This window comes from Agarivorans sp. Toyoura001 (assembly GCF_005405585.1).
Lineage (GTDB): Bacteria > Pseudomonadota > Gammaproteobacteria > Enterobacterales > Celerinatantimonadaceae > Agarivorans.
Genome location: NZ_BJEQ01000011.1, coordinates 31,810 through 58,002, shown reverse-complemented (window position 1 = coordinate 58,002; position 26,193 = coordinate 31,810). Strand labels below are relative to the sequence as shown.

Annotated in this window: 23 protein-coding genes; 10 read left to right on the top strand and 13 right to left on the bottom strand. The window is 43.8% G+C overall.

The genetic code is table 11. From position 1 onward, the window contains the following. Nucleotides 1-43: 43 nt before the first annotated feature. Nucleotides 44-574: a hypoxanthine phosphoribosyltransferase gene (gene hpt, locus FFR00_RS13605; RefSeq protein ID WP_137673955.1), complete on the bottom strand. Its 531-nt coding sequence runs from the start codon at nt 572-574 to the stop codon at nt 44-46. Between the two features lie 288 nt (nt 575-862). Between hpt and FFR00_RS13600 the strand changes: the two genes are divergently transcribed. Further along, nucleotides 863-1,480 (top strand): TetR/AcrR family transcriptional regulator, encoded by a 618-nt coding sequence (locus FFR00_RS13600; protein ID WP_137673954.1) that lies wholly within the window; start codon nt 863-865, stop codon nt 1,478-1,480. Between the two features lie 31 nt (nt 1,481-1,511). Here FFR00_RS13600 and mpl read toward each other — a convergent pair whose 3' ends face one another. Together mpl and FFR00_RS13590 are read right to left on the bottom strand one after the other, a co-directional pair. Beyond that, nucleotides 1,512-2,861, bottom strand: a complete 1,350-nt coding sequence (mpl, locus tag FFR00_RS13595) for a UDP-N-acetylmuramate:L-alanyl-gamma-D-glutamyl-meso-diaminopimelate ligase (protein WP_137673953.1) — start codon at nt 2,859-2,861, stop codon at nt 1,512-1,514. 68 nt (nt 2,862-2,929) lie between these two features. Further along, nucleotides 2,930-3,262: a hypothetical protein gene (locus tag FFR00_RS13590; protein ID WP_137673952.1), complete on the bottom strand. Its 333-nt coding sequence runs from the start codon at nt 3,260-3,262 to the stop codon at nt 2,930-2,932. Nucleotides 3,263-3,311: 49 nt separating this feature from the next. Between FFR00_RS13590 and FFR00_RS13585 the strand changes: the two genes are divergently transcribed. The 4 genes from FFR00_RS13585 to FFR00_RS13570 all read left to right on the top strand — a co-directional run bounded on the left by FFR00_RS13585 (nt 3,312) and on the right by FFR00_RS13570 (nt 6,240). Next, nucleotides 3,312-3,551, top strand: a complete 240-nt coding sequence (locus FFR00_RS13585; protein ID WP_137673951.1) for a hypothetical protein — start codon at nt 3,312-3,314, stop codon at nt 3,549-3,551. Between the two features lie 81 nt (nt 3,552-3,632). Further along, entirely contained in the window at nt 3,633-4,553 is a 921-nt protein-coding gene (locus tag FFR00_RS13580; RefSeq protein WP_137673950.1) for a hypothetical protein, read from the top strand. A gap of 76 nt (nt 4,554-4,629) precedes the next feature. Then, nucleotides 4,630-5,172, top strand: a complete 543-nt coding sequence (locus FFR00_RS13575) for a YtfJ family protein (RefSeq protein WP_137673949.1) — start codon at nt 4,630-4,632, stop codon at nt 5,170-5,172. A 246-nt stretch (nt 5,173-5,418) separates the two neighbouring features. Further along, nucleotides 5,419-6,240: a TIGR03899 family protein gene (locus FFR00_RS13570; protein ID WP_137673948.1), complete on the top strand. Its 822-nt coding sequence runs from the start codon at nt 5,419-5,421 to the stop codon at nt 6,238-6,240. 72 nt (nt 6,241-6,312) lie between these two features. Here the strand turns inward: FFR00_RS13570 and FFR00_RS13565 are convergent, their stop codons facing one another. From FFR00_RS13565 to FFR00_RS13555, 3 genes are read right to left on the bottom strand one after another with little or no spacing between them, the layout of a single operon-like run. After that, the gene (locus FFR00_RS13565; RefSeq protein ID WP_137673947.1) at nt 6,313-7,065 is read right to left on the bottom strand and encodes a phosphoadenylyl-sulfate reductase; all 753 of its coding nucleotides are present in this window, start codon (nt 7,063-7,065) and stop codon (nt 6,313-6,315) included. Continuing rightward, nucleotides 7,058-8,761, bottom strand: a complete 1,704-nt coding sequence (gene cysI / locus FFR00_RS13560) for an assimilatory sulfite reductase (NADPH) hemoprotein subunit (RefSeq protein WP_137673946.1) — start codon at nt 8,759-8,761, stop codon at nt 7,058-7,060. Before cysI ends, FFR00_RS13565 begins: the two co-directional genes overlap by 8 nt. Further along, on the bottom strand, nt 8,761-10,551 hold the full coding sequence (locus FFR00_RS13555) for an assimilatory sulfite reductase (NADPH) flavoprotein subunit (protein WP_137673945.1): 1,791 nt from the start codon (nt 10,549-10,551) through the stop codon (nt 8,761-8,763). Before FFR00_RS13555 ends, cysI begins: the two co-directional genes overlap by 1 nt. Nucleotides 10,552-10,766: 215 nt before the next feature. Between FFR00_RS13555 and FFR00_RS13550 the strand changes: the two genes are divergently transcribed. The 5 genes from FFR00_RS13550 to FFR00_RS13530 all read left to right on the top strand — a co-directional run bounded on the left by FFR00_RS13550 (nt 10,767) and on the right by FFR00_RS13530 (nt 17,145). After that, complete coding sequence (locus FFR00_RS13550) at nt 10,767-12,575, top strand: ATP-binding protein (RefSeq protein ID WP_137673944.1); 1,809 nt, start codon at nt 10,767-10,769, stop codon at nt 12,573-12,575. A gap of 9 nt (nt 12,576-12,584) precedes the next feature. Beyond that, nucleotides 12,585-13,925, top strand: coding sequence for a sigma-54 dependent transcriptional regulator (locus FFR00_RS13545; protein WP_137673943.1), 1,341 nt, complete (start codon nt 12,585-12,587; stop codon nt 13,923-13,925). Nucleotides 13,926-14,123: 198 nt separating this feature from the next. Further along, nucleotides 14,124-15,104 (top strand): TRAP transporter substrate-binding protein, encoded by a 981-nt coding sequence (locus FFR00_RS13540; RefSeq protein WP_174235957.1) that lies wholly within the window; start codon nt 14,124-14,126, stop codon nt 15,102-15,104. 82 nt (nt 15,105-15,186) lie between these two features. Continuing rightward, the gene (locus FFR00_RS13535; RefSeq protein ID WP_137673941.1) at nt 15,187-15,723 is read left to right on the top strand and encodes a TRAP transporter small permease; all 537 of its coding nucleotides are present in this window, start codon (nt 15,187-15,189) and stop codon (nt 15,721-15,723) included. Between the two features lie 24 nt (nt 15,724-15,747). Beyond that, nucleotides 15,748-17,145, top strand: a complete 1,398-nt coding sequence (locus FFR00_RS13530; protein ID WP_137673940.1) for a TRAP transporter large permease — start codon at nt 15,748-15,750, stop codon at nt 17,143-17,145. Nucleotides 17,146-17,212: 67 nt separating this feature from the next. Here the strand turns inward: FFR00_RS13530 and FFR00_RS13525 are convergent, their stop codons facing one another. The 7 genes from FFR00_RS13525 to FFR00_RS13495 form a co-directional block, all read right to left on the bottom strand. Further along, entirely contained in the window at nt 17,213-17,659 is a 447-nt protein-coding gene (locus tag FFR00_RS13525; protein ID WP_137673939.1) for an acyl-CoA thioesterase, read from the bottom strand. A gap of 67 nt (nt 17,660-17,726) precedes the next feature. Further along, nucleotides 17,727-19,073: a PEP-CTERM-box response regulator transcription factor gene (gene prsR / locus FFR00_RS13520; RefSeq protein ID WP_137673938.1), complete on the bottom strand. Its 1,347-nt coding sequence runs from the start codon at nt 19,071-19,073 to the stop codon at nt 17,727-17,729. A 41-nt stretch (nt 19,074-19,114) separates the two neighbouring features. Then, nucleotides 19,115-21,154 carry an XrtA/PEP-CTERM system histidine kinase PrsK gene (prsK, locus tag FFR00_RS13515; RefSeq protein WP_161985170.1) on the bottom strand — a complete coding sequence of 680 codons (2,040 nt, stop codon included), beginning with the start codon at nt 21,152-21,154 and terminating at the stop codon, nt 19,115-19,117. Nucleotides 21,155-21,208: 54 nt separating this feature from the next. Beyond that, nucleotides 21,209-22,279 carry an XrtA/PEP-CTERM system-associated ATPase gene (locus tag FFR00_RS13510; protein WP_137673936.1) on the bottom strand — a complete coding sequence of 357 codons (1,071 nt, stop codon included), beginning with the start codon at nt 22,277-22,279 and terminating at the stop codon, nt 21,209-21,211. A 2-nt stretch (nt 22,280-22,281) separates the two neighbouring features. Further along, on the bottom strand, nt 22,282-23,751 hold the full coding sequence (locus FFR00_RS13505) for a TIGR03016 family PEP-CTERM system-associated outer membrane protein (RefSeq protein ID WP_161985169.1): 1,470 nt from the start codon (nt 23,749-23,751) through the stop codon (nt 22,282-22,284). Further along, nucleotides 23,723-24,619: an XrtA-associated tyrosine autokinase gene (locus FFR00_RS13500; RefSeq protein WP_137673934.1), complete on the bottom strand. Its 897-nt coding sequence runs from the start codon at nt 24,617-24,619 to the stop codon at nt 23,723-23,725. Before FFR00_RS13500 ends, FFR00_RS13505 begins: the two co-directional genes overlap by 29 nt. After that, nucleotides 24,616-26,178 (bottom strand): XrtA system polysaccharide chain length determinant, encoded by a 1,563-nt coding sequence (locus tag FFR00_RS13495; protein ID WP_137673933.1) that lies wholly within the window; start codon nt 26,176-26,178, stop codon nt 24,616-24,618. The genes FFR00_RS13500 and FFR00_RS13495 overlap by 4 nt, the downstream gene beginning before the upstream one ends. Nucleotides 26,179-26,193: the final 15 nt, after the last annotated feature.

Below are 26,193 nucleotides of genomic sequence, written 5' to 3'. Positions count from 1 at the left end.
AAGGATAAAAAAATGGGCCCTTAGGGCCCGATGATAACTCGCCTTAGTCTAGCGGTATCACTTTGCCCACATAGGGTAGATTGCGGTAGTACTGGTCAAAATCAAGCCCATAACCAATAACAAATTCATCGGGGATACTGAAGCCAGCCCAATCAACCGGAACTTCTACTTCACGGCGAGAAGGTTTGTCTAGCAAGGTGCAAATAGCCACACTGTTTGGCTCACGCAACGACAACATTTCGCGTACTTTGCTCAAGGTATTACCGGTATCGATAATGTCTTCAACAATAATTACATCACAATCTTTAATATCGTCATCTAAATCTTTAAGTACCCGCACATCACGAGTACTTACCATGCTGCTACCGTAACTAGATACAGTCATAAAATCTAATATTAGACTACGGTCAATTTTGCGCGAAAGATCCGAAAGAAAAATGCACGAGCCGCGTAACAACCCCACCAGCACTAATTTTCGATCAGAGGTATAAGTAGCAGTAATTTCTTTGCCAATCTCTGCCACTCGCTGAGCAATTTCCTGCTCGCTGATCATTTCTTCTACGCGATGTTTCATAATTTGAACCTATTCATTAGCTGTTTATGTCAGCAAAAACCTGTTTAGCACGGATGTAAAAAAATAAAAAACATAGGAATTATCAATAAAATAACAAACAAGTCATTAGTTACTTATGTCAATAACTATTATTTAGCTTGTAAATACACTATTATTTAATTGAAAGGCATTCAATCGTTCATGGTTCTTTTACACTGAACGGCACATTTTAGATGATTTTCGTCAAAAATGGTAAGCAAGAAATGCCTATTAAAATAATAAATGAAATAACAAACGCGAGAACAAACTATGCAAACTAGCACATTAAGACGCCGTACCCGGTTGTCGCCGGAAGTTCGCCGTAAGCAGCTCATGCAATGCGCTGTAGAAATCTTTGCCCGTCGTGGTATTGGTCGTGCAGGTCACGCCGAAATCGCTGAACTAGCAAACGTATCGGTAGCGACCGTTTTCAACTACTTCAATACCCGTGAAGACCTAGTAGACGCTGTCCTTTCTGAAGTTGAACAGACAATGTTAAACTTGGTTGAGCAAACCTACCCAACTGATGAGAACGCAATTACTGCGGTTCAGCACCACTTATCAGCCTTGGTTGAGTTAGCCTACAGCAACTCAGATGTTATTCACATTTGGTTAGAGTGGAGCTCTTCAGTTCGTGAAGACGTATGGCCACGTTTTAGCGCGGTAATGGCTAAAATTAACCAACAAATTGGTGAAAGCATTCAAGCTGGCTTTGACAGCAAAGAAATCAGTAGCGCGCTAAATGCACTACAAGCTGCTCAAGCGATTAACGCAGGATTGTACCTTGCAGTACAAATGATTAATCGCCCAGACAGCCCAGAGCGTCAAGAAGTGGTAGATTTCTTGAACGACTTTGTATTGTCATTATTGCGCCCGCCGGGCAAATAAGCACAGCTAAAGGGGCCTAAGGGCCCTTTTTTTATTGGCTTAGTACCTGGACTAACTTAGCGTGTATCCCTTCAAAACCACCATTACTCATCACTAATATTTGATCGCCACTCACTAACAAGTTTTTAATCTCAGCGACAATTTGATCAACAGAGCTACATACTTTTGCTTGCTTAAGCTGCGCCGCTGTATCTGCAATGTATTGATTATGTTCATCAGGCTGATACAAAAAGACTAAATCGGCTTCTTGCAAACTCATCGCGAGCTTTTCTTGATGTATTCCCATCTTCATGGTGTTTGAACGCGCTTCTAAGACCGCAATAATACGCTGTTTTGATACTTGCGCCCTTAAGCCCTCTAAGGTACTGGCGATTGCACTAGGATGATGAGCAAAATCATCAAACAAGCGTATTCCATTCACCTCTGCTAACAATTCTAAACGACGCTTTGGCGGAAGAAATTTCTGCAAGCTCTCAATTGCCAAGCTTGGCAATACGCCTACATGTCTAGCGGCAGCAATTGCCATTAGTGCGTTTTCAGCATTATGCTGGCCAATTAAGTCCCACCCTAACTGACCCTGATGTTCATCATTTAAAACTATCGATATTTCACTGCAATCGCTTTTAATAGCTTGCCATTGCCACGCTTCACCTTCTCCGCTTTGTTCCAATTCAGACCAGCAACCTTGACGTAATACTTGCTGAATAGCTTGATTGTTCTTTGGTGAAATCACTCTTCCGGTTGACGGGACAATACGCAATAAATGATGGAATTGTTTCTGAATAGCTGCAAGATCGTCGAAGATGTCGGCATGATCAAACTCGAGGTTATTTAAAATGAGAGTTCTTGGTTGGTAATGAACAAACTTAGACCGCTTATCAAAGAAAGCACTGTCGTACTCATCGGCTTCCACCACAAAAAAAGGAGTATCGCCTAAACGGGCCGAGCCCTGAAAATTGCGCGGAACACCACCAATTAAGTAGCCAGGTGACATCCCATTATCTTCTAGTATCCAGGCTAGCATACTGGCAGTAGTGGTTTTTCCATGGGTTCCCGCCACCGCGAGTACCCAGCGCTGCGGCAAGATATATTGCTTAAGCCATTCAGGACCAGAGCAATATTTAAGGCCTTTATCTAACACATATTCAACACAAGGATTACCGCGACTCATGGCATTACCTACCACCACCAAGTCAGGTGCGGGATCCAGCTGAGAAGGGTCATAACCTTGAATGAGTTCGATACCAAGCGACTCTAGCTGAGTGCTCATAGGAGGATAAACGTTTAAATCACTGCCAGTCACTCGCATGCCTGACTCGCGCGCCAACATGGCTAGACCGCCCATGAAAGTGCCACAAATACCTAGAATATGAATATGCATAAAATACAGTGTGTTCGAGACTAAAAACCTACGTCTAGGATAGCATTTAATGTAGCCAATTTTGCCAGCTATTGCGCATTTTCAGCACTTGATTGGGGAGACGGCACTTCAATGTATAGTTGCTGTTGCTGATAACGGTAAGGTCGATACCAATTTAACCCACATTGATAATCACCATTAGCGCTGAATACGCAACCTAAAGGTAGTTCACGTAGCCATTGCAACTGAGCCTCGGTTCGCAATTGCTCTTGCCAAAGGTGCTGCTCAAGCAGTTCTTTTTTCAACTCAAAGGCATTTACTTTGTTAGGGTCAGAGCTTTTTTGCACAATAATAGGGCCAGCACTAGCACCAAAGCTGGCGAAAAATAGGCTGATAAGCAGGTAAATCAGTCGACGTTTCATAAGTTTTTCATCTACAATCTTAATCCTTTTAAATTTTAGGTGATTGCTCATGATTAAGCACGTTGTTATCGCATTTTTTACCCTTCTATTAATGGCTTGTAGCCAAGCGTCAGAGCCTCTGCTCAAAGCTGATGGGGTATGTGAAGAGCCGCGTCCTGAGATTTGTACCATGCAATATGATCCAGTGTGTGGCGAGGTGAATGGTGAATTGAAGGAATACGGCAATGCCTGTTCCGCCTGTGGCGATCCTGAGCTAATGTCTTATCAAGAAGGCACCTGCCCAGAGTAACATTCTATTAACAATTATTAGCAATATCGCCAATCAGTGCTATTTACTTAAGGTATAGCTAAATGGTACTGAGAGGCGTTTATGATTCGTTCTGCAGGCTTATTCGTAATATGTTTAAGCAATTTACTATTTAGCAATCAATCTCTTAGTATCACAACACCCGGCGAGATTAACGATAATACTTTTTATGGTGAATGGCAGTGGGCTGATACTCATGGCGACTCTCAGCAGCTGCAACTGCAATTTTCAGAAGAATTAATTAACCAGTCTGAAGTGGAAACCTTTCGCATCAGCTATAGCTTAACTTACCCCTCACAAGCGATTAGCGCCTACTTAAGCCCTCGCTTAGAGCATGCAGTATCGATGATTAACCAATACGTCGATGACCCTGAAACACGCCTAGATGACATTTTAGAAGCGCTACGCAGTGATAATGGCAGCCCTTCATCTAAAATGCTTTGGGACGCATATGAGCAATACACTCAAGACGCTTTTCGCCACTTAAGTCTACTTCCTTGTTTACATCCTCAAGGCGCGCAATACCCCTGCGTACGCCCTAACTACTCACAGCTTTTTTATCAAAATAGATCGCGAGTCAATCCGCTAATCGAGCATTTTCAGCAACAACAAGATCTCAATCGTTCCTTGGCTGAAGTGCAAGCTTGGCTGCTCACTATTCCAACCAAACAAGAAAACAACTACAGCTTCACTTCTCCGGTGGATGTACTTAAAGATAATCGCGCAGACAGTGACGAACGCGCGTTATTGTTAGCTCTGGTTCTTAGCGAGTTAGCCCCCAATCACCCTATATATATGGTCTACCCCGCTGATAGCGTAGGTAGCGCCTCTCCGGCTTGGCTGACGATTGATGCCAGTAGTGGTATTGAAGGACCAACAATAATGATTGATGAACATCCCCACACGCTAGTTTCAGGCTCTTCAGAACTCATAAAAGAGATGTTGCTCGCAGATGTGCAATTGATAAGCGATGCACTCTATTAACCAATGTTAGTTTTTTGTTATAAATGTTTCGCACAGGTCTGACCTGATTAGTGCTGCTAACCACAAGGAATTCGACGTGAAACATTTTTTATTACTATTAAGTTTGCTACCTGCCTGGGCGATGGCGCTCAATATCAATCCTGGTAATTCTGTGCCCAATATCAACATCGACAATGCGGGAGAGTTACAGCTGACTGGAGGTGATATCAGCTATAGCCCTTGGAGCACCCAACAGCTAAATGGCAAAGTACGCCTTATCCAGGCAATGGCCGGGCGCACCAGCGCCAAAGAACTTAACGCGCCAATGATTGAAGCAGTAAAACAAGCTAAATTCGGTAACGATACCTACCAAACGGTTACCATTGTTAACTTAGATGATGCCATTTTTGGTACCTCTGGATTTGTAACAGGCAAAATGAAAACCAATAAAAAGAGTTTTCCTAAAGCCAGCTTTGTTATAGACAAAAAAGGCGATTTATTTGATCTGTGGAAAATTAAAGCGAAGTCTTCAGCCATTATATTGTTAAATGCAGAAGGCGAAGTATTGTTTGCTAAAGATGGCGAGCTAAACCAGCAGGAAATTGACCAAGTGATAGGCTTAATTAAAGCCAATATCTAAACTCAAAAAAATAGGCGTAAGTTATTTACGCCTATTCAAACATTGTCATAAGTACCAGTAGACTGACCACATACACGCTCATTAACACTGTTAATAGCTTATGTTGCTTTGTCCATACGGTAAGGTTTTTTAACACAGCTACCTCCCAATCAGCCAGTTAACCTAAATTTAACACTTTTAACAATGAATGCAAACTTGCTTTATCAATGAATCCCCAGTAAAAATGAGCAATCGAGGGAGTATTTCATGTCTGACAAGCCAATCATTGAGAACAAAAACAGCCAAGTAGAGAACACTGCGTTGCAGTTAGCTAAATTAGCTAAACAACGAGGTTTAGATGCATTACTACAAAAAGACAAAGTGCCGTCTACTTGGTCACAGCGAGCTCAGGCTCGAGCTATCGTTGAAAAAGCAACTCAACAACAAAACTTAGAAAAAATCATTTATTTCTCTGCCCAGAAAACCAGCGAGCAAGATGCGGGTAGCGAACCCGATGCTGATTGGATGACTGAATTTTTGCACTTGGCCAGTAATACTCAAGTGAAATCGATGCAAATGTTATGGGCAGACATACTGAGTCAAGAACTCTCCACTCCTGGAAGCTTCTCGGTAAAAGCCTTACGTACTTTAAAACTGATGACACAGCGCGAAGCCAAGTGGTTTCAGTCAGCGTGTGAGTTAAGTTCAACGATAGGTGGGGAAGCAAACAACAAGATTATTACCGGTATCGTCCGTCCTGCCAGTAATTTAGGTTTAGTAAGAGCAAAGCTAGATAAAATCAGCTTAGGCCAGCACCGTATGCCTTATCACCACATCCTGCAACTCACCGAACTAGGGTTGTTGTTTGATAGGGAGCTGGAAATACGCCCTTCCGCTCATCACGATACGCCATTAATTCATGGTGAAGCCCACTATAGCCTAAGACCGCGATTTAAAGGCTGTAAGCTAATTTACCACCGTTTTACACCAATTGGTGATGAGCTAGCTCAATTAATTAACAAGCAAGCCCTGTCGTCTTATCAAGAGCAATTGGAACAATTGCTACACAATTACTTTGAGCGCAACTAAGCTCTGTAGAAATAAAATCAGCACTTATAAAAAACGCGGCTTAAGCCGCGTTTTTTTTGTATTGGTAGCCGTTTAAATACCGCTTCCAGCCACCTCTTCGTGAATGCCACACTCACGTTTCAAGCCAAAGAAGCGAGTATCTTCTTCTGTCATGCCCGCTTGCAACGGCTGCGAAGTTTGCACATCACCCACCGATACATAACCTTCTTCCCATAAAGGGTGGTAAGGCAAGTTGTGCTCTTTTAAGTAGTAGTGCACGTCTTTATTGGTCCAATCAATAATCGGCAGTACTTTGAAGGCACCATTTTGAATCTGCAATACTGGCAAATCAGTACGGGTTGAAGACTGACTTCGACGCAAGCCAGAGAACCAGCTCTTCACTTCTAGCTCTTTAAAAGCACGTTGCATAGGTTCAACCTTGTTTAAGGTATTGTATTGCTTTAAACCTTCTACGCCTTGCTCCCAAAGCTTGCCAAAGCGCGCCTCTTGCCAAGCATTTGATTGCTGCGACTTATACACCTTCAAATTAAGGTTTAAGCGGCTAGCCAGCTCATCAATAAAACGATAGGTCTCAGGAAACAAATAGCCTGTATCAGTTAAAACAACCGGAATATCAGGTTTAATCTGAGTCAGCATATGCAAACTCACTGCAGCTTGAATACCAAAACTAGAGGTTAACACCACCTGTTGTGGCAGATTATCTAAGGCCCAAGCAGCGCGCTGTTGAGCCGTCATGCCCTCAAGCTCTTTGTTTACATCAGATAACTCAGCAATACGCGCTTCTACAGGAAGCGCAGCCAATTGCTCTAAATCGAAGTTAGTCATGAAAATCCCTAACGCTTACTTTTACTTCAGCGACAATACCTACACGAATAACAAAGTCACCAAAAGCTTCATCTTGCTCACGTTCCTTAGACCAGCGCGCTATCAATCCGTCAAATTCAGACAAGATTTCTTGCTCACCAATACCCTCTAAATAGAGTTTTGGAATACGTGTTCCGCTTTGGTTACCACCTAAATATAAATTGTACTTACCAGGGCCTTTGCCCACTAAGCCTGCTTCGGCCAACATAGAACGACCACAACCGTTAGGACAGCCAGTAACCCGCAAAATGATGTGTTCTTCACTCATATCATGCTTAGCCAGCAACTGCTCTACGTCATCAACCAAACCTGGTAGGTAACGCTCAGCTTCTGCCATTGCTAAGGGACAGGTAGGAAATGCCACACAAGCCATTGAGTTGAAACGCTGTGGGCTATGACCATCGTCAATTAAACCATGTTGGCGAGCCAGTTTTTCAACTTTGGCTTTATCTTTAGCAGCAACGCCGGCCACGACCAAATTTTGGTTCGCTGTCATGCGGAAATCCCCTTTATGGATCTCAGCAATTTTCGCTACGCCTGTTTTTAAGGCTTTTTCTGGGTAATCTAACAAGCGACCATTTTCAATAAATAGGGTTAAATGGTGTTTACCATCAATGCCTTCTACCCAACCGATACGATCACCACGAGAAGTAAACTCATAAGCACGGCTCTCTTCAAATGCTATCCCGGCGCGCTTTTCCACTTCTTGCTTGAAGGTATCAATACCGACTCTATCAAGGGTGTACTTGGTTTTAGCATTTTTACGGTTAACTCGGTTACCCCAATCGCGCTGAGTCGTCACTACTGCAGCAGCTACGTCTAAAGTTTTGTCTAAAGGTACAAAACCAAAATCATCAGCACGGCGCGGGTAAGTAGACTTATCGCCATGAGTCATGGCTAAGCCACCGCCCACCAGCACGTTAAAGCCAACCAATTTACCATTGTCGGCAATGGCCACAAAGTTAAGATCGTTTGCGTGCACATCAATATCATTACTCGGCGGAATCACTACCGTGGTTTTAAATTTACGCGGTAAGTAATTTGAACCTAAAATGGGCTCTTCTTCGCCACCTTCGACTTTTTCGCCGTCTAACCAAATCTCAGCATAGGCGCGAGTTTTAGGCAGTAAGTGCTCACTAATTTTAGTGGCCCATTCGTAAGCTTCTTGGTGCAGCTCAGACTCAACTGGGTTGCTGGTACATAGTACGTTTCGGTTAACATCACCGGCAGTAGCGATAGAATCAATACCGATGCTGTTCAGCGTTTGGTGCATTAATTTAATATTCGGTTTTAATACACCATGAAACTGAAAAGTTTGACGGGTAGTTAAGCGAATACTGCCATACATGGTGTGGTCTGCGGCGAACTTATCAATGGCTAACCATTGTTTTGGCTGAATAATGCCACCCGGCATACGAGCCCGTAACATGACATTATGCAGTGGCTCTAATTTTTGTTTAGTACGCTCTGCTCGAATGTCGCGGTCATCTTGTTGATACATACCGTGAAAACGAATTAACTGGAAGTTATCTGCTGTAAATCCACCGGTGATACGGTCACCTAGGTCAGCTTCAATAGTGCCACGCAAAAGATTACTTTCTCGTTTTAGGCGCTCATTATCCGACAACTTGCCTTCAACAATTAGATCCGAACTCATTAGTAAACATCCTTTTGGTAACGCTTAGCACTGCGTAACTGTTTTAAATACTCTTCTGCTTGCTCTGGGCTTTTAGCGCCCTGCTCTGCAATAATCTCTAAGAGGGCTTGGTGAACATCTTTCGCCATGCGACTTGCATCACCACAAATGTAGAGGTGCGCCCCTTCTTCTAGCCATTGATAAACCTCAGCGGCGTTTTCTTTCAAGCGGTCTTGAACGTAGATTTTTTCAGCTTGGTCACGCGAGAACGCCACATCTAACTTGGTTAACAAGCCAGACTTTAAGTAACCCTGCCATTCTGTTTGGTACAAGAAGTCTTGAGTAAAGGTTTGGTCACCAAACAACAACCAGTTTTTGCCTTCAGCATCGCTGGCGTCACGCTGTTGTAAAAATGCGCGGAACGGGGCAATACCGGTACCAGGCCCCACCATAATCACTGGGGTATCTGAGTTGCTCGGCAGGCGGAAGTTGTCATTGTGTTCAACAAACACTTTTACCTGTGCACCTTCTTCAGCACGGGCGCCTAAAAAGCCTGATGCTCCGCCTAAGCGCTGTTCATCACCTTTTTGGTAGCTCACTACACCCACTGTTAAATGTACTTCTTCTTCCACTTCGGCTTGGGCAGATGCAATAGAATACAAACGTGGCGTTAACTTGCGTAGCGCGTCTACAAAATCTTGAGCACTTACCTTGGCTTTTTTCTCTAGCAATACATCAATTACCTGATGATTAGCCGCATACTCACGTAGCTTATCTTTATCAGCAATCAATGTTTGCAATTTCTTGCTAGCAGACCAATTAGCCCATGCTTCTACAAAAGCACCGCTAGTTTGGGTAATTTCTAGTTTCTCGGCCAAGGCCTCAACCAGTGTGAGTTGCTGGTCATCAAGGCTAACCGTTTCATCGGCCGCTAAGCCAAGGCGAGCAATAATTTGTTCAACTAACAACTTATCATTTTCAAACCATACACCAAGTGCATCACCCGCTTGATATTGGATTCCTGACTCGCCCAAATCAATTTCTACATGGCGAACATCTTTAGCTGAATCTCTGCCAGTAATTTTTTGGCTTAAGCTTAACTCTGCTGCATAAGGGTTCTTTTTATTGAACTGGCTGGCTGCAGGTGCATTCACTGGCAAGCTAACTACCGAACCACTTGGCTCTGCACTTAAGGTTTGCTTAATTTCATCTAATGCTTTTAAGGTCCAAGCGTCGGCATCTTTGTCGTAATCAACGTCACAATCAACACGCTCAGCGACACGCTCGGCACCTAAGGCGGCTAAACGTTCGTCAAAATCTTTACCGGTTTGACAGAAAAACTCGTAACTAGAGTCACCTAACGCTAAAACGCTGTATTTTAGGTTATCTAGTTTTGGCGCTTTTTTAGAAGCTAAGAACTCATGAAACTCAATCGCGTCATCAGGTGGTTCGCCTTCGCCATTGGTGCTAGCAACAATCAATAAGTGAGTTTCATTTTTCAAGCTTTTCGCTTTGTAGTCAGCCACGTTAACGAGCTCAGCATTAATGTCTTTTGCTAGCGCTGCAGCCTTCAACTCTTCAGCGACACCTTTGGCATTACCCGTTTGCGAAGCATACAAAATAGTGAGTTTGCCAGCAGGTTGTGCTGAGGCCAACGGAGCAATTTGCCCGGCTGTTTGTCCGACACCGGCAAGGTAACCACTTACCCATGCCAGCTGAGTTACCGATAGCTCTGCCGTAGCCTGTTGCAGCAGGCTAACCTGTTGCTCAGACAGTGGGCTAGCCAATGACGAAAGTTCCTTTAACAACATTTTTTATCGCACCCTAGAATCACAATTGCAGCTAGTCTACCCAAGCTTGAGTCAACACAATAAAGAATAAAACGGGATTTTTTATAACCGTAGGTAATATACGGCCTTATTCAGCTGCCATTTTCGCTCACAATTTACACTATGTGACTGAACAATCAGCATTATGCTGAAATCTTTTATAAGCTAATGTTATTGAATGAGTGGATTGGCTTGCTATGGAACAGCGTCTGAAAAACGAACTCTCCTTAGGACAAAAGCTAGTATTGTTACTAGGCTGGTTAACGCTTATGCTGCTTGCTGGTGTTACCGCTCAATATCAAGCGAAACAGCAACAACAACGCCAATTACTCGAAGAAAGCCAGCGCTTACAACGCAGTATTCAACACGAGCTGGACCGCTTTAGAAACTTTCCTAAAGTACTTGCCATACAACAGCAGCTTATTGAGCCGCTGAGCCTTAATTTGAGTAGCCAACGCCGCCAAGCTCTTAACCTATATTTACAGCAAGTTAATCAGCTTCAGGGCAGCGATGTCACCTACTTATTAGACCCTTCCGGCACTACGTTAGCTTCTAGCAATTGGCAAAGTGCCCGCTCATTTGTCGGCAGTAGTTATAGCTACCGCCCCTATTTTCAAACTGCTATTTTAGGCAAGTACGGTCAGTATTTTGCGCTTGGCTCTCGCTCTGGCGTTCGCGGTTACTACTTCTCTGCACCGGTCATGCTTAAGCAGCGGGTCATTGGTGTATTGGTTGTGAAGGTCGCCCTCAATATCATTGACAAGAGTTGGCGAGACCCTAATTTCGAATACCTGCTTACCGACAAACACGGCGTGGTGTTTTATGCCTCCCAAACTCATTGGCTATACAACAGCATAAAACCGTTGCCGGAATCACTGCGCCAACAGCTTATTAACTCACGCCAGTACGGTGATAATAAGCTGCCAAACATGGCTGAAAACTTACATGAAAGCAGTATTAACTTGCCGGACTACAGCGGCCAACAGATAGACTACAACAGTATTACTCGAGTATTACCCACGGCCGGCTGGCGCTTATATGCCTTGTCGGAAGATAGAGGCTATAGCAGCGACATTGGCGAAGCGCTGTTCTTAAGTTCGCTATTCTATTTGGGTTTGGTATTGCTTTATTTATACTGGCGTCAGCTGCAAGCTAGGCGCCAATTACAAACTGAAATAAATCAAGAATTAGAAACCCGTGTTCAGCTGCGTACTGCAGAGCTCACCAGCAGTAACCGCCAATTACAGCAGGCCATTGACGATTATCAACGTACCGCTAGCACGCTAAAGAAAACCGAAGATGAACTGGTGCAAACGGCTAAGTTAGCTACCTTGGGAGAGCTTTCGGCGGGTATTAATCATGAATTAAACCAGCCACTTACAGCTATGCAAAGTTATGCCGAGAATGCCTTGCGCTTTCAAGAAAAGCAGCAGCATCAGCAAGTCACCAACAATCTACAAGATATTCTTAAGCTCACCTTAATGATGAGCAAAATGATTGCTAAGTTTAAGATCTTCTCCCGTAAATCCCAAGGCCAAACCAGTGCGGTGTCTAGTGCGGTATCCATTAATGCGGCCTTATCCATTTTGGCCAATCGAATTGTTTCCAATCAAATAAAAATTGAATTTAGCGGCCAAAACCAACAGTGGGTTAAAGCCGATGCCATTCAACTAGAACAGGTGCTTATCAACCTCATCAACAATGCCATCGATGCCTTAGAAAACATTCAGCAGGCGCGTTTGGGGATCCGCCAATATCAAGAAGATGACTGGCAATGCATTGCTATTTGGGACAATGGTCCAATGCTGAACCATGAGCAGCTCAAACGTATTTTTGAGCCTTTTTTCACCACCAAAAAACAAGGCCTGGGTTTAGGCATGGCCATATCGAAACGATTAATCGAATCTTTTGATGGTGAACTTAGCGTACGTAACTTACCAGGTATAGGCCCCGAGTTTGTCGTCCGTTTGCGCGCTCAAACGCCGCCAGCCACTAATCAACTATAAGAGGTGAGAGTGTATACCCCAGTCATAATTATCGATGATGACCCAGATATTTTACGCTCGTTAAAGCAAACCTTAGAGCTAGAAGACTACGAATGCTTAAGCTTTGAAAATGCAGAACAAGCACTAAGGCAAATAAAGCGTACTTGGCCAGGGGTTATTATCTCTGACATCAATATGCCTGGTTTGAGTGGACTAGAAATGATGCAACGGGCTCATCAAATTGATGCCGATTTACCCATCATCTTGCTCACCGGTCATGGCGATATATCAATGGCTATCAAAGCCATTCGTGATGGTGCTTACGACTTTTTAGAAAAACCTTTCTCCACTAGCCACCTATTAGAAGTGCTGCAACGGGCCTTAGAAAAACGCCGGCTGACCCTAGAGAACCGCGAACTAAAAGCTGAGCTAGATGCGCAAAGTGGCCCAGGCCCGCGCATTTTGGGCTCTACCCCCTCGATAGTTCGGCTGCGTAAAATACTCAGTCACATTAAAGATACGCCCGCAGACGTATTAATTAATGGCGAAACAGGTACCGGCAAAGAGTTAATTGCGCGTTTCTTACATGACCACAGCGTTAGAGCCAAACACCCTTTTGTGGCCATTAACTGTGGGGCGATTCCCGAAACCATGATCGAAAGTGAGTTGTTTGGCCACGAAGCGGGGGCATTTACTGGTGCTCAAAAGAAACGGATAGGTAAGATTGCCTTTGCCAATAACGGCACACTATTTCTAGACGAAATAGAAAGCATGCCAATGGCTTTGCAGATAAAGCTATTGCGGGTGCTAGAAGAACGTAGTGTAGAGCCACTGGGCAGTAATCAAGCCACGCAGCTTAACTTGCGAGTCCTTGCCGCCACCAAAAGTGATTTAAAAACCTTAGGTGAGCAAGGTGAATTTCGCAGCGATCTTTACTACCGACTCAATGTAGTAGAAGTGCAGATCCCACCGCTTAGGGAGCGTGGTGAAGATATTCCCTTATTGCTAGAGAATTTTCTCCGGGTTGCCGCCGCGCGCTATCAACTGAATAGCCCTGAAATAAGCCCACAACGACTGTCTGAGCTAATTCACCATGATTGGCCAGGCAATGTGCGAGAATTAAGAAACCTCGCCGAGAGGTGGGTGCTTATGGGCGAAGATGCAGCATTTAACGAAGCTAATAATGATCAACAAAGTTTAAATCTTGCAGAGCAGCTATTCCGCTTTGAGCGCACCTTATTACAAGACGCTTTGCAGCGCCATAAAGGCCAATTAAAAGTGGTTCAAGAAGAGCTACAAATAGGCCGTAAAACCCTTTATGAAAAGATGAAAAAATACCAACTAGAGAAAGGCGATTATAAAGAAGATTAATGGGTCACTTTCCCCCCATTAGCTAAAATGCCTTGGGGGGATATCCCCCCACATTTTTAGTCCTAAATACTCAGCCATCCGCAGCCTGCGAATTATCCACTATATATCAATCACTTAACTATAGTCATCACTCTTGGCTTGAGCTTTGCTATGAGCTGTAGCGTTGTAAGCAATTTACCCTACACAAGGATGATAAAAATGAAATTATTGGCAAGCACGCTCACAGCATTAAGTTTAGCTTTGGCTAGCGTAGTAAATGCAGCGCCCATTGAGCTTAAATTTTCACACGTAGTGGCAGAAAACACCCCCAAAGGCCAAATGGCCTTAAAGTTTAAAGAATTAGTCGACCAACGTTTACCCGGTAAAGTGGACGTGAAGGTTTACCCTAACTCGCAACTCTACGGTGATGGTAAAGAGCTAGAAGCCTTGTTACTGGGCGATGTTGAACTCATCTCACCTTCCTTATCAAAATTTAAAAAATACACCAAGAAGCTACAAGTATTTGACCTTCCGTTCTTGTTCCAAGACATGGCTGCCGTTGAACGCTTTCAAGCCAGCGCAGAAGGCCAAGAGTTATTGTCATCTTTGGAAAGCAAAGGCCTTGTAGGTTTAGGTTACTTGCACAATGGCATGAAACAGTTATCGGCTAATGAACCGCTTTACACACCGGCAGATGCTAAAGGCAAAAAATTTAGAATTATGTCCTCAGATGTATTAGCTGCCCAATTTGAAGCAGTAGATGCTGTACCACTGAAAAAGCCTTTCTCGGAAGTATTTACCCTATTACAAACCCGTGCCATTGATGGTCAGGAGAACACTTGGTCGAATATCTATTCAAAAAAATTCTTTGAAGTGCAAGCCAGCATTACTGAATCTAACCACGGGGTATTGGATTATCTGATCGTTACATCTGCCGAATTTTGGCTTGAGTTACCTGACGATATTCGCACAGAGCTAAAAGCGGCGCTAGACGAAGCGGTTGCTCACGGTAACCAAATTGCGGCGCAAAAAGCGGATAAAGATAAGGCTAACATTATGGCCTCTAAACGCTCTGAAGTTATTTCTTTAAGCCCTGAACAACGCATGCAATGGGTAGAAGCTATGAAACCCGTTTGGCAGCAGTTTGAAGGTGAAATTGGCAAAAACATTATCGACGCTGCAGCAGCGGCTAACCAATAAAACGGCTTGCGCAGAGACCCCTCGCTCTGCGCCCTTTCACCGTATACCCAAAAAGTATTCGGTGTACTGATAAGGATATCCCATGAAGTTTGTGATTTGGTTTCGACGCTTTGAAGAAAACTTCATTGCTTTTTTGTTAGTGACTATGACCCTGCTGGTATTTGTTGAAGTGATTATGCGCTTTGTTTTCAACGCTGGCATTCACTGGGTACAAGAGGTCACTCTCTATTGCTCGGCTTGGTTAGTGCTGCTTGGCGCTAGCTGGGGTGTGCGTGAAGGCGCCCACATTGGCGTAGACGCCTTTGTAAAGGTATTACCACCTACCCAACGAAAATGGCTCACCTTAGTCGCCCTAACCCTATGTTTATTTTACTGCTGCTTATTTATGTATGGCTCTTGGGTTTACCTCAGCAAGTTGCAGCGCATAGCCATTGAAATGGAAGATTTGCCCATAGAGAAATGGAAGACCATGAGTGTGTTGTTTATCGGCTTTGTGTTGCTACTAATCCGCTTTTTAGAAGTGGGATGGAAAGTTGCGACGAATCAGCAAGATGGTTTCCACCTCGCCGATGAGGCCAAAGAAAGTATGCAATTGGCCGACGAACTAAAAAAACTATAAGCGCTTGCGGCAAAGGAACTGACCATGACTACCTTCACCTTATTTATCTTACTGTTTGTATGCATGATTATTGGTATGCCCATCGCTATTGCGCTTGGTTTTGCCAGTATGACCACCATACTATTATTTTCTAACGATTCGTTAGCCTCGGTGGCGTTAAAATTATTTGAAGCCACTTCAGAGCACTACACCTTACTTGCTATCCCCTTCTTCATTTTATCTTCGGCGTTTTTATCTACAGGTGGGGTAGCTCGTAGACTGATTAATTTCGCCATGGACAGTGTTGGCCACATTCGCGGCGGCTTAGCCATGGCTTCAGTGCTGGCCTGTATGTTGTTTGCTGCGGTATCTGGCTCAAGCCCAGCAACAGTGGCAGCGATTGGCTCTATTGTTATCGCTGGCATGGTGCGCTCAGGCTACCCTGAATCACTAGCAGCAGGTGTTATAGCCAACGCCGGCACTTTGGGCATTCTAATTCCGCCCTCTATTGTAATGCTGGTTTACGCAGCGGCTACCGAAGTATCGGCCTCGCGCATGTTTATGGCGGGTTTTATACCGGGCCTAATGATGGGCAGCATTTTAATGATAGCCATATACATTGTGGCCAGAATTAAAAACCTACCTGCTCAGGCTTACCCTGGTATTCGCCAATGGGGCATTTCTGCGCTTAAAGCGACCGGCGGCTTAATGCTGATTGTTATTGTACTTGGCTCAATTTATGGCGGTGTTGCTAGCCCCACCGAAGCAGCCTCGGTGGCGGCTATTTATGCTTTTTTAGTATCGGTATTTGGTTATAGAGATATTGGGCCAATCAAAGAACAAGCTTGGCGAAATCAAGGCGAAAGCATGATGGCAGCCACAAGCCGTAACTTGATGTTATTTCCAATCAGCATAGTCAAGTCTGTGACCGACCCAGAAGTGCGCCAAGTGATCAAAGATGCGGCAAAAGTCAGCATTATGCTGCTATTCATTATTGCCAATGCGATGTTGTTTGCTCACGTGCTTACTACCGAGCGCATCCCACACATGATTGCCGAATCGATTGTGGCTCATGGCCTACAACCTTGGGCGTTTTTGATAGTTGTAAATATTTTACTGCTGATTGCCGGTAACTTTATGGAGCCGTCGGCAATATTGCTGATTATGGCGCCAATACTGTTCCCCATTGCTACTCAGTTGGGCATCGACCCCATTCACTTAGGCATTATTATGGTGGTGAATATGGAGATTGGAATGTTGACCCCCCCTGTTGGGCTCAATTTGTTTGTGACCGCGGGCATTACTGGCAAGAGTATGGGTTGGGTGATTAAGGCTTGTTTACCTTGGCTTAGTTTACTGCTGTTCTTCCTGATATTGATTACCTATATTCCGCAAATCTCCTTGTTCTTGCCTGAATATTTCGACCGAATAAATGGATATTAGTGATTGTTACAAAGCAAACAAAAAGGCCTGCTAATGCAGGCCTTTTCTTTCTCAATAGTGAAATTAATTACACCTTTTCCATTCGGCGCTGACGCCTGCGCAAGGCATCACTAAAGCGGCGTTTTGCGACTTCGGTTGCCGGCTTTAATGGTGGAACTTCCGCAGAGTTGCCTTGGTCGTCTACAGCAACCATGGTAAAGAAACACGAATGCGTATGGCGAACGGTTTGTTCTTTTAGGTTTTTAGCTATTACCTTAATGCCAATTTCCATTGAGGTTCGACCGGTATAATTCACCGATGCAAGAAACGTTACAAACTCGCCAATTTCAACCGGGTTCTTAAATAGCACTTGGTCTACCGACAGCGTTACAGCGTAATTACCGCAATACTGAATGGCAGTGGTATAGGCCACTTCATCAAGCTTTTTCAACATGGCACCACCATGCATTTTACCCGAGAAATTGGCCATTTCTGGAGTCACTAATATATTCATTTCTGTTTGCGAATTGTCCATCAGGAGCCCAATTTTTTGTTGCGATAAGGCTGCTTAGCAGCTTTTAGTGTTGATGTTGTTTTATTAACTAGTCGGTTTTTAATCCGTACTTTTCTAATAAAGAATACAAGGTAGGTCGAGTTACGCCTAACAAGCCGGAGGTGTTAGAAATGTTCCCATTACTTAAGGCTAATGCTTTATTAATGGCTTGTTTCTCGGCGGCCTCACGCACGTGACGTAAGTTTAAGGCGAGCTTGATTTGCTCTTCATCGCCGATTGGCAAGGCTAAATCTTCCGCAGTGATTTGCTTGTTGTCTGCCATAATAACTGCAGACTTAATTTTGTTTTGTAGCTCTCGAATATTGCCAGGCCAGCGGTGACTGGTTAAAGCTGTAATGGCATCATCACTAAAGTTATTAATGTTACGCTGCATTTGCTTATTGTAGCTCTGCAAAAAAGCCCGCGCTAACAACACCACATCTTCTCCACGCTCACGCAATGGTGGAATATTGATGGTGATTTCACTGATTCGATAAAACAAATCTTCGCGGAACTCTTTTTGCTCAACCATGTTCTGCAAGTTTTGGTGGGTTGCGCAAACTATTTTCACATCCACCGGGATCTCTTTACGCCCACCAACTCGCTCTACAATTTTTTCCTGTAGGAAACGTAAAATTTTAGCTTGTAAGGGATATGGCATATCACCAATTTCATCGAGAAATAAGGTGCCGCCGTTGGCACACTCAATCTTTCCTTCAGTGGTTTTATGCGCCCCAGTAAAGGCTCCTTTTTCAAATCCAAACAATTCACTTTCTAGCAAATTTTCTGGAATAGATGCACAATTAATGGCAATAAATGGTTGGTCTTTACGAGGGCTTTGCTGATGAATAGCTCGCGCAAGAACTTCTTTACCGGTACCACTTTCACCTAGCAACAACGTAGTGACCTCAGTAGGGGCAATACGCTCTACCATACGGCACACTTTTTGAACCTCTGGCGAGTTCCCTAAAAAGCCATTGTTATCTAAAGAAGCACCTTTTAGCGCTTCATTCTCTAGCTCAATATTGGCAACCCAAAAGGCGCGAGCGATAATAACCGAGAGGGTATCGTCATCAATCGGCTTTTGATAAAAATCATGCGCGCCCATAGCAATAGCGCTAAGCGCGTTGTCTTTCTCTTCGTTGCCGGTGATCACTATAACTTTAAGCTTAGGGTTTAGCTCAAGCATTTCTTTGAGAGTTGCTAAACCCTCACTGGCGTTGGCTTCATCTGGTGGTAAACCAAGATCTAAGGTTACCACTTTAGGTTCGTAACGTCTTAATGCGGTGATCGCTTCTTTACGATCACCAGCAATAATCACTTGGTAGTCGCTAAAGCTCCATTTCAACTGTTTTTGAATACCAGGGTCGTCTTCAACAACCAGTAACGTTTCCATGTTTATTTCATCCGTTTACGCAAGCTCGCAGCAACTGCCAGCTAAATCTTATGAATTGGTAGAAACAAGCGGAATAAACTTCCCTCGCCTACATGACTCTTAACCTGTATATGCCCACCAAGTTCTTCAACAAAGCGTTTTGCATCATAGGCGCCTACACCCATGCCTGCATTACCCTTGGTGGTATCAAATGGCTTGAATAAGCGCGTATCAATAAACTCTACGCTCATCCCTTCGCCGTTATCTTCAACCTCTACGATGCAATCTTTGTCCTGAGAGCTCGCCTTAATCAAGATCTCGCCAGAGGCTTGAGTAGCGTCTTGAGCATTTTGTACTAAATGAGAAAGCACATTAATAAAACGCTCTTGGTCGCCAACTAACTCAAAGTCGTCTTCTAAAGAAAAACGTAACTGCGGCTTAGGTTGGCCCATTGAACGCGATTCTACGACCTGCTGCAGTGCCTTTTTTAATAAAAAGGGAGCGACCACAGTATCTACCCGTTGCTTTTTACTTAAATGCGCCACCACTTTAGCTAAACGATTTGCTGCCGAATCTACGGTTTCGAATGCGTCATCAATAAACTCTGGATTGTGTTTATGTTTAATAGCGTTTTTAGACATTAACTGCAACTGCGCCAACACGTTCTTTAGATCGTGAACCAAATAAGCCGACATGCGATTAAAGGTATCAAACTGCTGGCTTTCGGCTAGCGCTAAGTTAGAGCGATGCAAATTTAGGAATACTGCTAACTGGCGGCTAATCGCGCGCATTAAGTCTCGATCTTCCCAGTTAACGCTGTGGATAGCGGTAGGTGATGACAATAGAATGACACCTTTAAACCCCTCACCAGTGCTAGTGGGAACCAAGTAACTAAACTTACTGACTTGTTGCAGCATCTCAGAGGAAACCGTAAACGGTACAACGCTAGAGTCTTCTTTCAATTCGTCTATATCAATGATCCATTGATGTTCAATCGCTTGGAAGGCCAAGTGTTCTAAACACAGTAAAACTTGTGGGTCATCATCTGCGACGTTATAGCAAGATTTCACCGTGAAACGACCGTTCTCAATAATTGCCAAGCTAGCAAATTGGCAGTCAAATGGTTGGTTAATTGCTTTTAGTGCAATGTTATAAGGTGATACACCGTCTTCTTCCAGAACGGCGGCAAACTTCATCCACTCTTCGCGGTACTCATATTTATTAGCAAAGAAATGTTTAGTAATTTGCACCTTAAGCTGCTTACGCAAACGCTCAGATAGAAACAAACTCACTAGTATCAGGGCACTTAAAGCAAAGAAACCATTTTGTGCCATGCTTCCCCAATCACCACCCGCATAGCGAATGTAATAGCCCACAAGCGCCATCATGAGTAAGTAACCACCAGCCACTAGCAGTAAGGTACTGTGGTAGATAACATCACGAGAAACGTAAATCTTGGTAGACCAACGCTTAATTCTACGCGCGCTTAATAGCACTAATGGGGCTGCGAGAACGGCAACGAAACCGCGCAAACTCCAAAAATCAAAAGAAATCCCCGATGTGATCAGTGCATTCGCATATAAGGCAAAATCAAAAGCAAACATGCCACCAAGGCCTAAACACATTGGTTTAATGGTTGGGCGCGCGTTGACTTCAATTCTACGGTAAAGCTGCTCTATTAACCATAAACCAATAACGGTTTGCGCTAACTGAGTTACCAACCAAAGCTGATTTAACGGCAGGTTGCTAACCGCCACGAAGAGTTGCAAGCAAGCGGTAATAAGTAGCCCGAGAAGAACACCTTTTCTGCGCCATGGGCCGTTAAGCAAATTAGTTAGCTCAAAGCGAGGAGCTATGGTGGCGTAAAGCAGTAGAAACCATAAACCATTACGGATAGTTTCAACCGCATAAAAATAGCCTAAGGGAAAGGCGAACCGAATTTGACTGGCCCCAACGGCGGCCCAAAGCAGAGTAAAAAATACCACCCAGCTGAGAGCTTTACGTTGAAAACCGCTTTGTACGGTCGTTAACAGCAGCAAACTAAACAGCAAATACACCACTGCAGCTATGCTGTATCCCAATAATCCAACAATAATACTCAAATGAGATCTTCCATGTATTAACTAGGGAGTATTTATAAAAGCGTGCGGCTTTGTCTAATTGTTTTCGCTTAACTCAACGATTTCTTTGCGCTTCTTTTCGATCATTTTATCTAAGTAGCGAATGATTTTTATCTTTCGCAGCACCACTTCTTCAAGGTAACTAGACACGTCCAATAGGTTGGCTTTAATTTGATTGTCACTAAGCACTGCACCGCGAGTCAGATTTTGCCCATCCATGGCGCTTTCATATTGGCGCCCGAGCACTTCGTCAATATCTGAAACACCCTGTTGTTCTGGCGTACCCTGTAGCGATCCAGAAAGCTCGCCCCCCATTTCTTCAATCACTGAAGCAACATCAGCATGCGAAATAGTATGGAGATCTTCAAGAAAAGCATACAAAAACAAGCGATCAGCAAAAATGTTAATTTTCCGCGGAATCCCTTTGGTAAAGTCAGCAATTTGCTGAAAAATATCGTCATCCAATTTTGGGTTTTCGTTCCAGCCGACTTGTTTTAAGCGATGCAGGATATAACCTTGAGTTTGATCCGCATCTAATGGCTGAAGGTGGCAAGAAGCAATAATTCGCTGCCTAAACTGCTCCATTTCAGGTAATTCAATAATCGGCTTAAGCTCTTCTTGCCCTAATAGAAAGCTTTGGAACAAGGGCTTATCATTGAGCTGAAAATTAGACAGCATTCGCAGCTCTTCTACTGTTTCAGCAGGCAGATTTTGAGCTTCATCCACCACCAATAGAGCACGTTTGCCTTGTTTGTTTAGGGTTAATAAATATTGCTCAAAACGTTTAAGAATATCGGCCTTATTGAGCCCTTCTACGTCAATATTAAACTGTGCGGCAACTAAGCGTACTAACTCGTCTGGGTTAAGCTTGGTCGTGGCAATTTGCGCGGCAACAATCGAGTCATCAATTGAGGCCAGTAAACTACGGGCGATGGTGGTTTTACCGGTACCAATTGGTCCAGTCACAACAATAAAGCCCTCTCCTTGTGAAAGGCCATAACGTAGATAAGACACTGCACGGTCATGGTGCGGGCTAGCGAAGAAAAATTTAGGGTCTGGGCTAAGCTTAAATGGTTTATCACTTAAGCCAAAAAAAGATTCATACATGCTTAAAACTGCTTAGTCGCGTTAATCGATACTCGGTTTTCGTCATAGTTTCTACCTGCAGTATTTGAGCTACGATGGGTATATTGGTAGCGGTACGTGAGAAAGAAACCCTCGATAAGATCTTGATTTAAAGATAAATCATAGCGGCTATATTTATCAATTTGGTCGGTGCCGTTAAGGCGGTCAAACGTATAGTGGTCATAATCAAACCCAAAGGCTATGGTTAAATTACGACTAAGCTTGTGGTCAAGTCCAATACCACCACCGTAGGTAATGTCTTTAATAAAGTCGCTATCACTGCGCAAGCCTTCGCGAGTTTGATGACGCAATTCGACATCGATGCCTGACCGACGTAAATTTAAATCACTGTTCCAGCGAAACGTTTTATCTAACTTTTGCTCTTCTACGCTATCACCTTCTACAAAGAAACGACGATCAAAACTGGTTGGCTCTTCAATGTAGCTAATGTCTGTTGTTACGCGGCGCTTTTTGTGATTAAAAGTGAACTCATAAGCGTTGCCGTAAAAGCGTTTGCTGTACTCGAAAAACAGCTTAGTTCGACGGTTAGGCTCCAAGTTTAGCGCAGTGCCTACGTAATCATCGTTTTTATCTTTATCTAAGGAAAAGTTATAGCTGAGTTCTAAGTAACTTAAGCGTGAGCGAAAATAGCGAATAGCCGGGCCCCAGCTTTCAGATTCACCGACTTTTTCAGAAGAACTCACGCCTTCTAGGTAGCTTTCTGCGTAATAACGGATAAATGGGCTGAAGCCAGAACGCTGTTGCAGACCAAACTCACCTTTATACTTTACGTTTTCCGTTTCTTTAGAGTTACCGCGAGCTTCGCGTTTGATATAACTCGAATCCACTAACCAGAAAACAGTATTAACCTTTTGGCCATTCTTAAACAGCAAAGAGCCGTCAAAATCATTATTGTTACCACGGTCATCTTCGTAACGATATAAACTTGCACCCGCTCGAGCGCTTAGATCTATCCATTTACGGCGATTGGACTGGTAACTCAGGCCTAAACCTAGCTCACTACCTTGAATTAAATCACCAGAGATAATATCTGTAATAGCATTACTGCTTACTTCTGCTGGCAAAATATCAATCGATGCAATCGCATCAACGCTAAAACCTGATTTACCCAATTTTTTGTCGGCAGCAAAATCCAACTCATGGTAGAGCTGGTTTTTGTTTGAGTCATAGGAATGGTAGGTTTGACGAGCTTGATAGTCTAAGGACATTTCTCCGTCTTTACCGATAACTTCAGATACGATGCCTGCAGACAAAATACCGATTTCGCCAGCTTCAGGAGACTCTTCACTTAAACCCGCATTATCGGTATAAACTAACTCGGCACCAATTTCAGGGCGAAACTGCACTTCAGCAGCATAAGCTGAAGTAGGCAGTCCTAAAGCGATAGCAAGCGCAAGAACAACACTAGGCGCTGCGTTCTTCCTCATATCCATAGCCGTATCCGTAGCCATAACCGTAAGTCCCTGTTTTTCCGTGCACTGCTTTATTCAATACGTAACCAATCGCCAGCTCTTCACTAAACTGCGATACCGCTGATTTAATTGCCGCCATTTTGGTACTATCTTGCTCTACCACTACCACTGCCTGACCAATAAAGTTAGACAACACAACGGTTTCATTCACGCCTAATACTGGTGGGCTATCAAACAATACAACGCGATCTGAATAACGGCTATTCAGCTCTTGAGTCAGAGAGCGCATTTTTTCACTCGCTAACAATTCGTTGCTCAAGTGATGCGGCATGCCGGCAGGCATAATTCTTAAATTAGGAATATTGGTGTGATAAATCACATCAGCAACATCATTGGTTTGCCCTAGCAAATACTCCATTAAGCCCATGTGCTGGCCAATACCTAAGGTTTTACTCACCGTCGGTTTAAGCACATCGGAGTCAATTAACAACACCGTTTTATCTTTTTCTAAGGCTAAGCTAAGCGCTAGGTTAATTGAGGTGAAAGTTTTACCTTCACCTGGGTTAGCGCTAGTCACCATTATCAGGTTACTTTTGTTTTGTGGGATTAACCCCGGCTCAAAAGCATTTTTAAGCAGCTTACGCTTAATCCCGCGATACTCGTCGCTAAGCATTCTGGTTTCGCGAGAGCGAATGTCAGATAACATCCCCAAACGTTTCAGTACTGCTGAATCAATTTGTAGAACCGGTTTATCAACTCTTTTGCTTGGAGTTGTCGCGGCCTCAGTTCCAGGAACTGCAGCTTGCTCTGCTGCAGGGACATCAATTGGTGCTTGATTGGCTTGGGCTTGCTTTGCAAGCTTACCCATTGCTTTTTCTATCGTGCTCATAGCAAACCTACTCCACCTAACCCTGCAATAATCTTATTGTGTAATCCGGGTAGCAAATTAATCACCATAAACCCTACAAAGCCACATAACAAAACGGTATTTGATAAAACAAATAGCCGCATTTTGCGCTTTTCTATTTTCATCAATCCAGAACTTTCAGTCGCCGAAACCACACCCAGCACAGGATAGCCAGTTTGCTGATATAACTGTTGTAGGCTTGATACCACAGGATTTATTTGGCTAAACGCAAACGACATACCGCCGCCAACCGCGAGAGCAAAAATCAATACTCCAGCAATTAATAAGGGTCGCTTTGGCCCAGAAGGAACAAGAGGTACACGCGGCGCATCAATCACTCTAAACTTAATGTCATCGGTTGTTTTACCGGCGCTTTGTGAAATTTGCGCGCTCTCTCTACGAGACAAGAGATCTTCATATTTCGATTTAGTGATTTCGTAATTACGGTTTAGGCCGGTTAATTTCGCTTCAACATCAGGCACCTGACGCAGCTGTTCTTGCAAAGTATCTACTTTCTCGGCATGACGCTCTTCACGCACTTTTAGCGAAGCCACTTCATTCTCTAGCTGACTCACCGTAATCTTTAAGTCTTGATAAATGACCGACTCGGAAGCGATAGCAGCAGGTGTTTTAGCTGTAGTAATCGCATTGTCTTTTTGCTTCTGCAAAGATTCAATCTGGCGCTGGACCTCTACCACATCGGGGTGGCGCTCTGTATAGCGCAGCAGCAAATCATCTAAGCGCGTTTGCATTGAGATAATACGGTCATCAAACTCAGTGCGAACTCTGGCTGTTTGCTGTGACGCTAACAACTCTTCGCTAGCCAATTGAGAACGTGCTGACACCAATTTGGTTTCAGCTTCACTTAGCTCCAAACGAGTTTCTTCAAGCAGCTTTTTAACCCCTTCCAAGTTACTATAATAAGTTGACTCTTTACCGGGTAAAAATGCAGTGTATTCTTGTTTGAATGACGCCAAGCGCTTTTCAGCTTCAATTAGGCGTGTTTCATATTCTTCAATTTGCTGATTAATAAACGAATTAGCGGTATCAGTATCTTGTCGCTTTTCTCCAAGAGTATTTTCAACAAAGACATCAAGCGCTGCTTGTACAACATCGCGTACATATTGCGGAGAATCGGCCACGAAAGTAATAGTATAAAGATTCTCTCGGCGGGTTTTATCGATGTCGATCTTTTCTTTTAAATTATCTAATAGCTCATCGTACTCAGCGCTATTGTTAACTCGAACGTCAGCATCACTCGCCCGAGCAATCTTCTCTAGGTTGTTGCGGCTCAGTAAGGTTTTAACAATCATCGCCAGTTCCTGACTAGGATCGGTCTGAATGGCTAAACCTTTCAACAGAGGTTGCAACAACGAACGAGTGTCTGCGTAGACCCTAGCCTCAGCAGTATATTGATTTGGCATCAATGTTACCGCTATCCAACCAATTGGGCAGATGACCCACAAAGCGATTAAAATATAACGGCGTTTTAACCATACCCCTCGCAGGTATTGCAAAAAATCCTCAATTAACTCTTGCATTTAAACGACTACTCC

Excerpts from the sequence above, each read along its gene's own strand:
- hpt (WP_137673955.1), bottom strand. The coding sequence starts at position 574 with ATGAAACATCGCGTAGAAGAAATGATCAGCGAGCAGGAAATTGCTCAG.
- FFR00_RS13600 (WP_137673954.1), top strand. The coding sequence starts at position 863 with ATGCAAACTAGCACATTAAGACGCCGTACCCGGTTGTCGCCGGAAGTT.
- mpl (WP_137673953.1), bottom strand. The coding sequence starts at position 2,861 with ATGCATATTCATATTCTAGGTATTTGTGGCACTTTCATGGGCGGTCTA.
- FFR00_RS13590 (WP_137673952.1), bottom strand. The coding sequence starts at position 3,262 with ATGAAACGTCGACTGATTTACCTGCTTATCAGCCTATTTTTCGCCAGC.
- FFR00_RS13585 (WP_137673951.1), top strand. The coding sequence starts at position 3,312 with ATGATTAAGCACGTTGTTATCGCATTTTTTACCCTTCTATTAATGGCT.
- FFR00_RS13580 (WP_137673950.1), top strand. The coding sequence starts at position 3,633 with ATGATTCGTTCTGCAGGCTTATTCGTAATATGTTTAAGCAATTTACTA.
- FFR00_RS13570 (WP_137673948.1), top strand. The coding sequence starts at position 5,419 with ATGTCTGACAAGCCAATCATTGAGAACAAAAACAGCCAAGTAGAGAAC.
- FFR00_RS13565 (WP_137673947.1), bottom strand. The coding sequence starts at position 7,065 with ATGACTAACTTCGATTTAGAGCAATTGGCTGCGCTTCCTGTAGAAGCG.
- cysI (WP_137673946.1), bottom strand. The coding sequence starts at position 8,761 with ATGAGTTCGGATCTAATTGTTGAAGGCAAGTTGTCGGATAATGAGCGC.
- FFR00_RS13555 (WP_137673945.1), bottom strand. The coding sequence starts at position 10,551 with ATGTTGTTAAAGGAACTTTCGTCATTGGCTAGCCCACTGTCTGAGCAA.
- FFR00_RS13550 (WP_137673944.1), top strand. The coding sequence starts at position 10,767 with ATGGAACAGCGTCTGAAAAACGAACTCTCCTTAGGACAAAAGCTAGTA.
- FFR00_RS13540 (WP_174235957.1), top strand. The coding sequence starts at position 14,124 with ATGAAATTATTGGCAAGCACGCTCACAGCATTAAGTTTAGCTTTGGCT.
- FFR00_RS13535 (WP_137673941.1), top strand. The coding sequence starts at position 15,187 with ATGAAGTTTGTGATTTGGTTTCGACGCTTTGAAGAAAACTTCATTGCT.
- FFR00_RS13530 (WP_137673940.1), top strand. The coding sequence starts at position 15,748 with ATGACTACCTTCACCTTATTTATCTTACTGTTTGTATGCATGATTATT.
- FFR00_RS13525 (WP_137673939.1), bottom strand. The coding sequence starts at position 17,659 with ATGGACAATTCGCAAACAGAAATGAATATATTAGTGACTCCAGAAATG.
- prsR (WP_137673938.1), bottom strand. The coding sequence starts at position 19,073 with ATGGAAACGTTACTGGTTGTTGAAGACGACCCTGGTATTCAAAAACAG.
- FFR00_RS13510 (WP_137673936.1), bottom strand. The coding sequence starts at position 22,279 with ATGTATGAATCTTTTTTTGGCTTAAGTGATAAACCATTTAAGCTTAGC.
- FFR00_RS13505 (WP_161985169.1), bottom strand. The coding sequence starts at position 23,751 with ATGGATATGAGGAAGAACGCAGCGCCTAGTGTTGTTCTTGCGCTTGCT.
- FFR00_RS13500 (WP_137673934.1), bottom strand. The coding sequence starts at position 24,619 with ATGAGCACGATAGAAAAAGCAATGGGTAAGCTTGCAAAGCAAGCCCAA.
- FFR00_RS13495 (WP_137673933.1), bottom strand. The coding sequence starts at position 26,178 with ATGCAAGAGTTAATTGAGGATTTTTTGCAATACCTGCGAGGGGTATGG.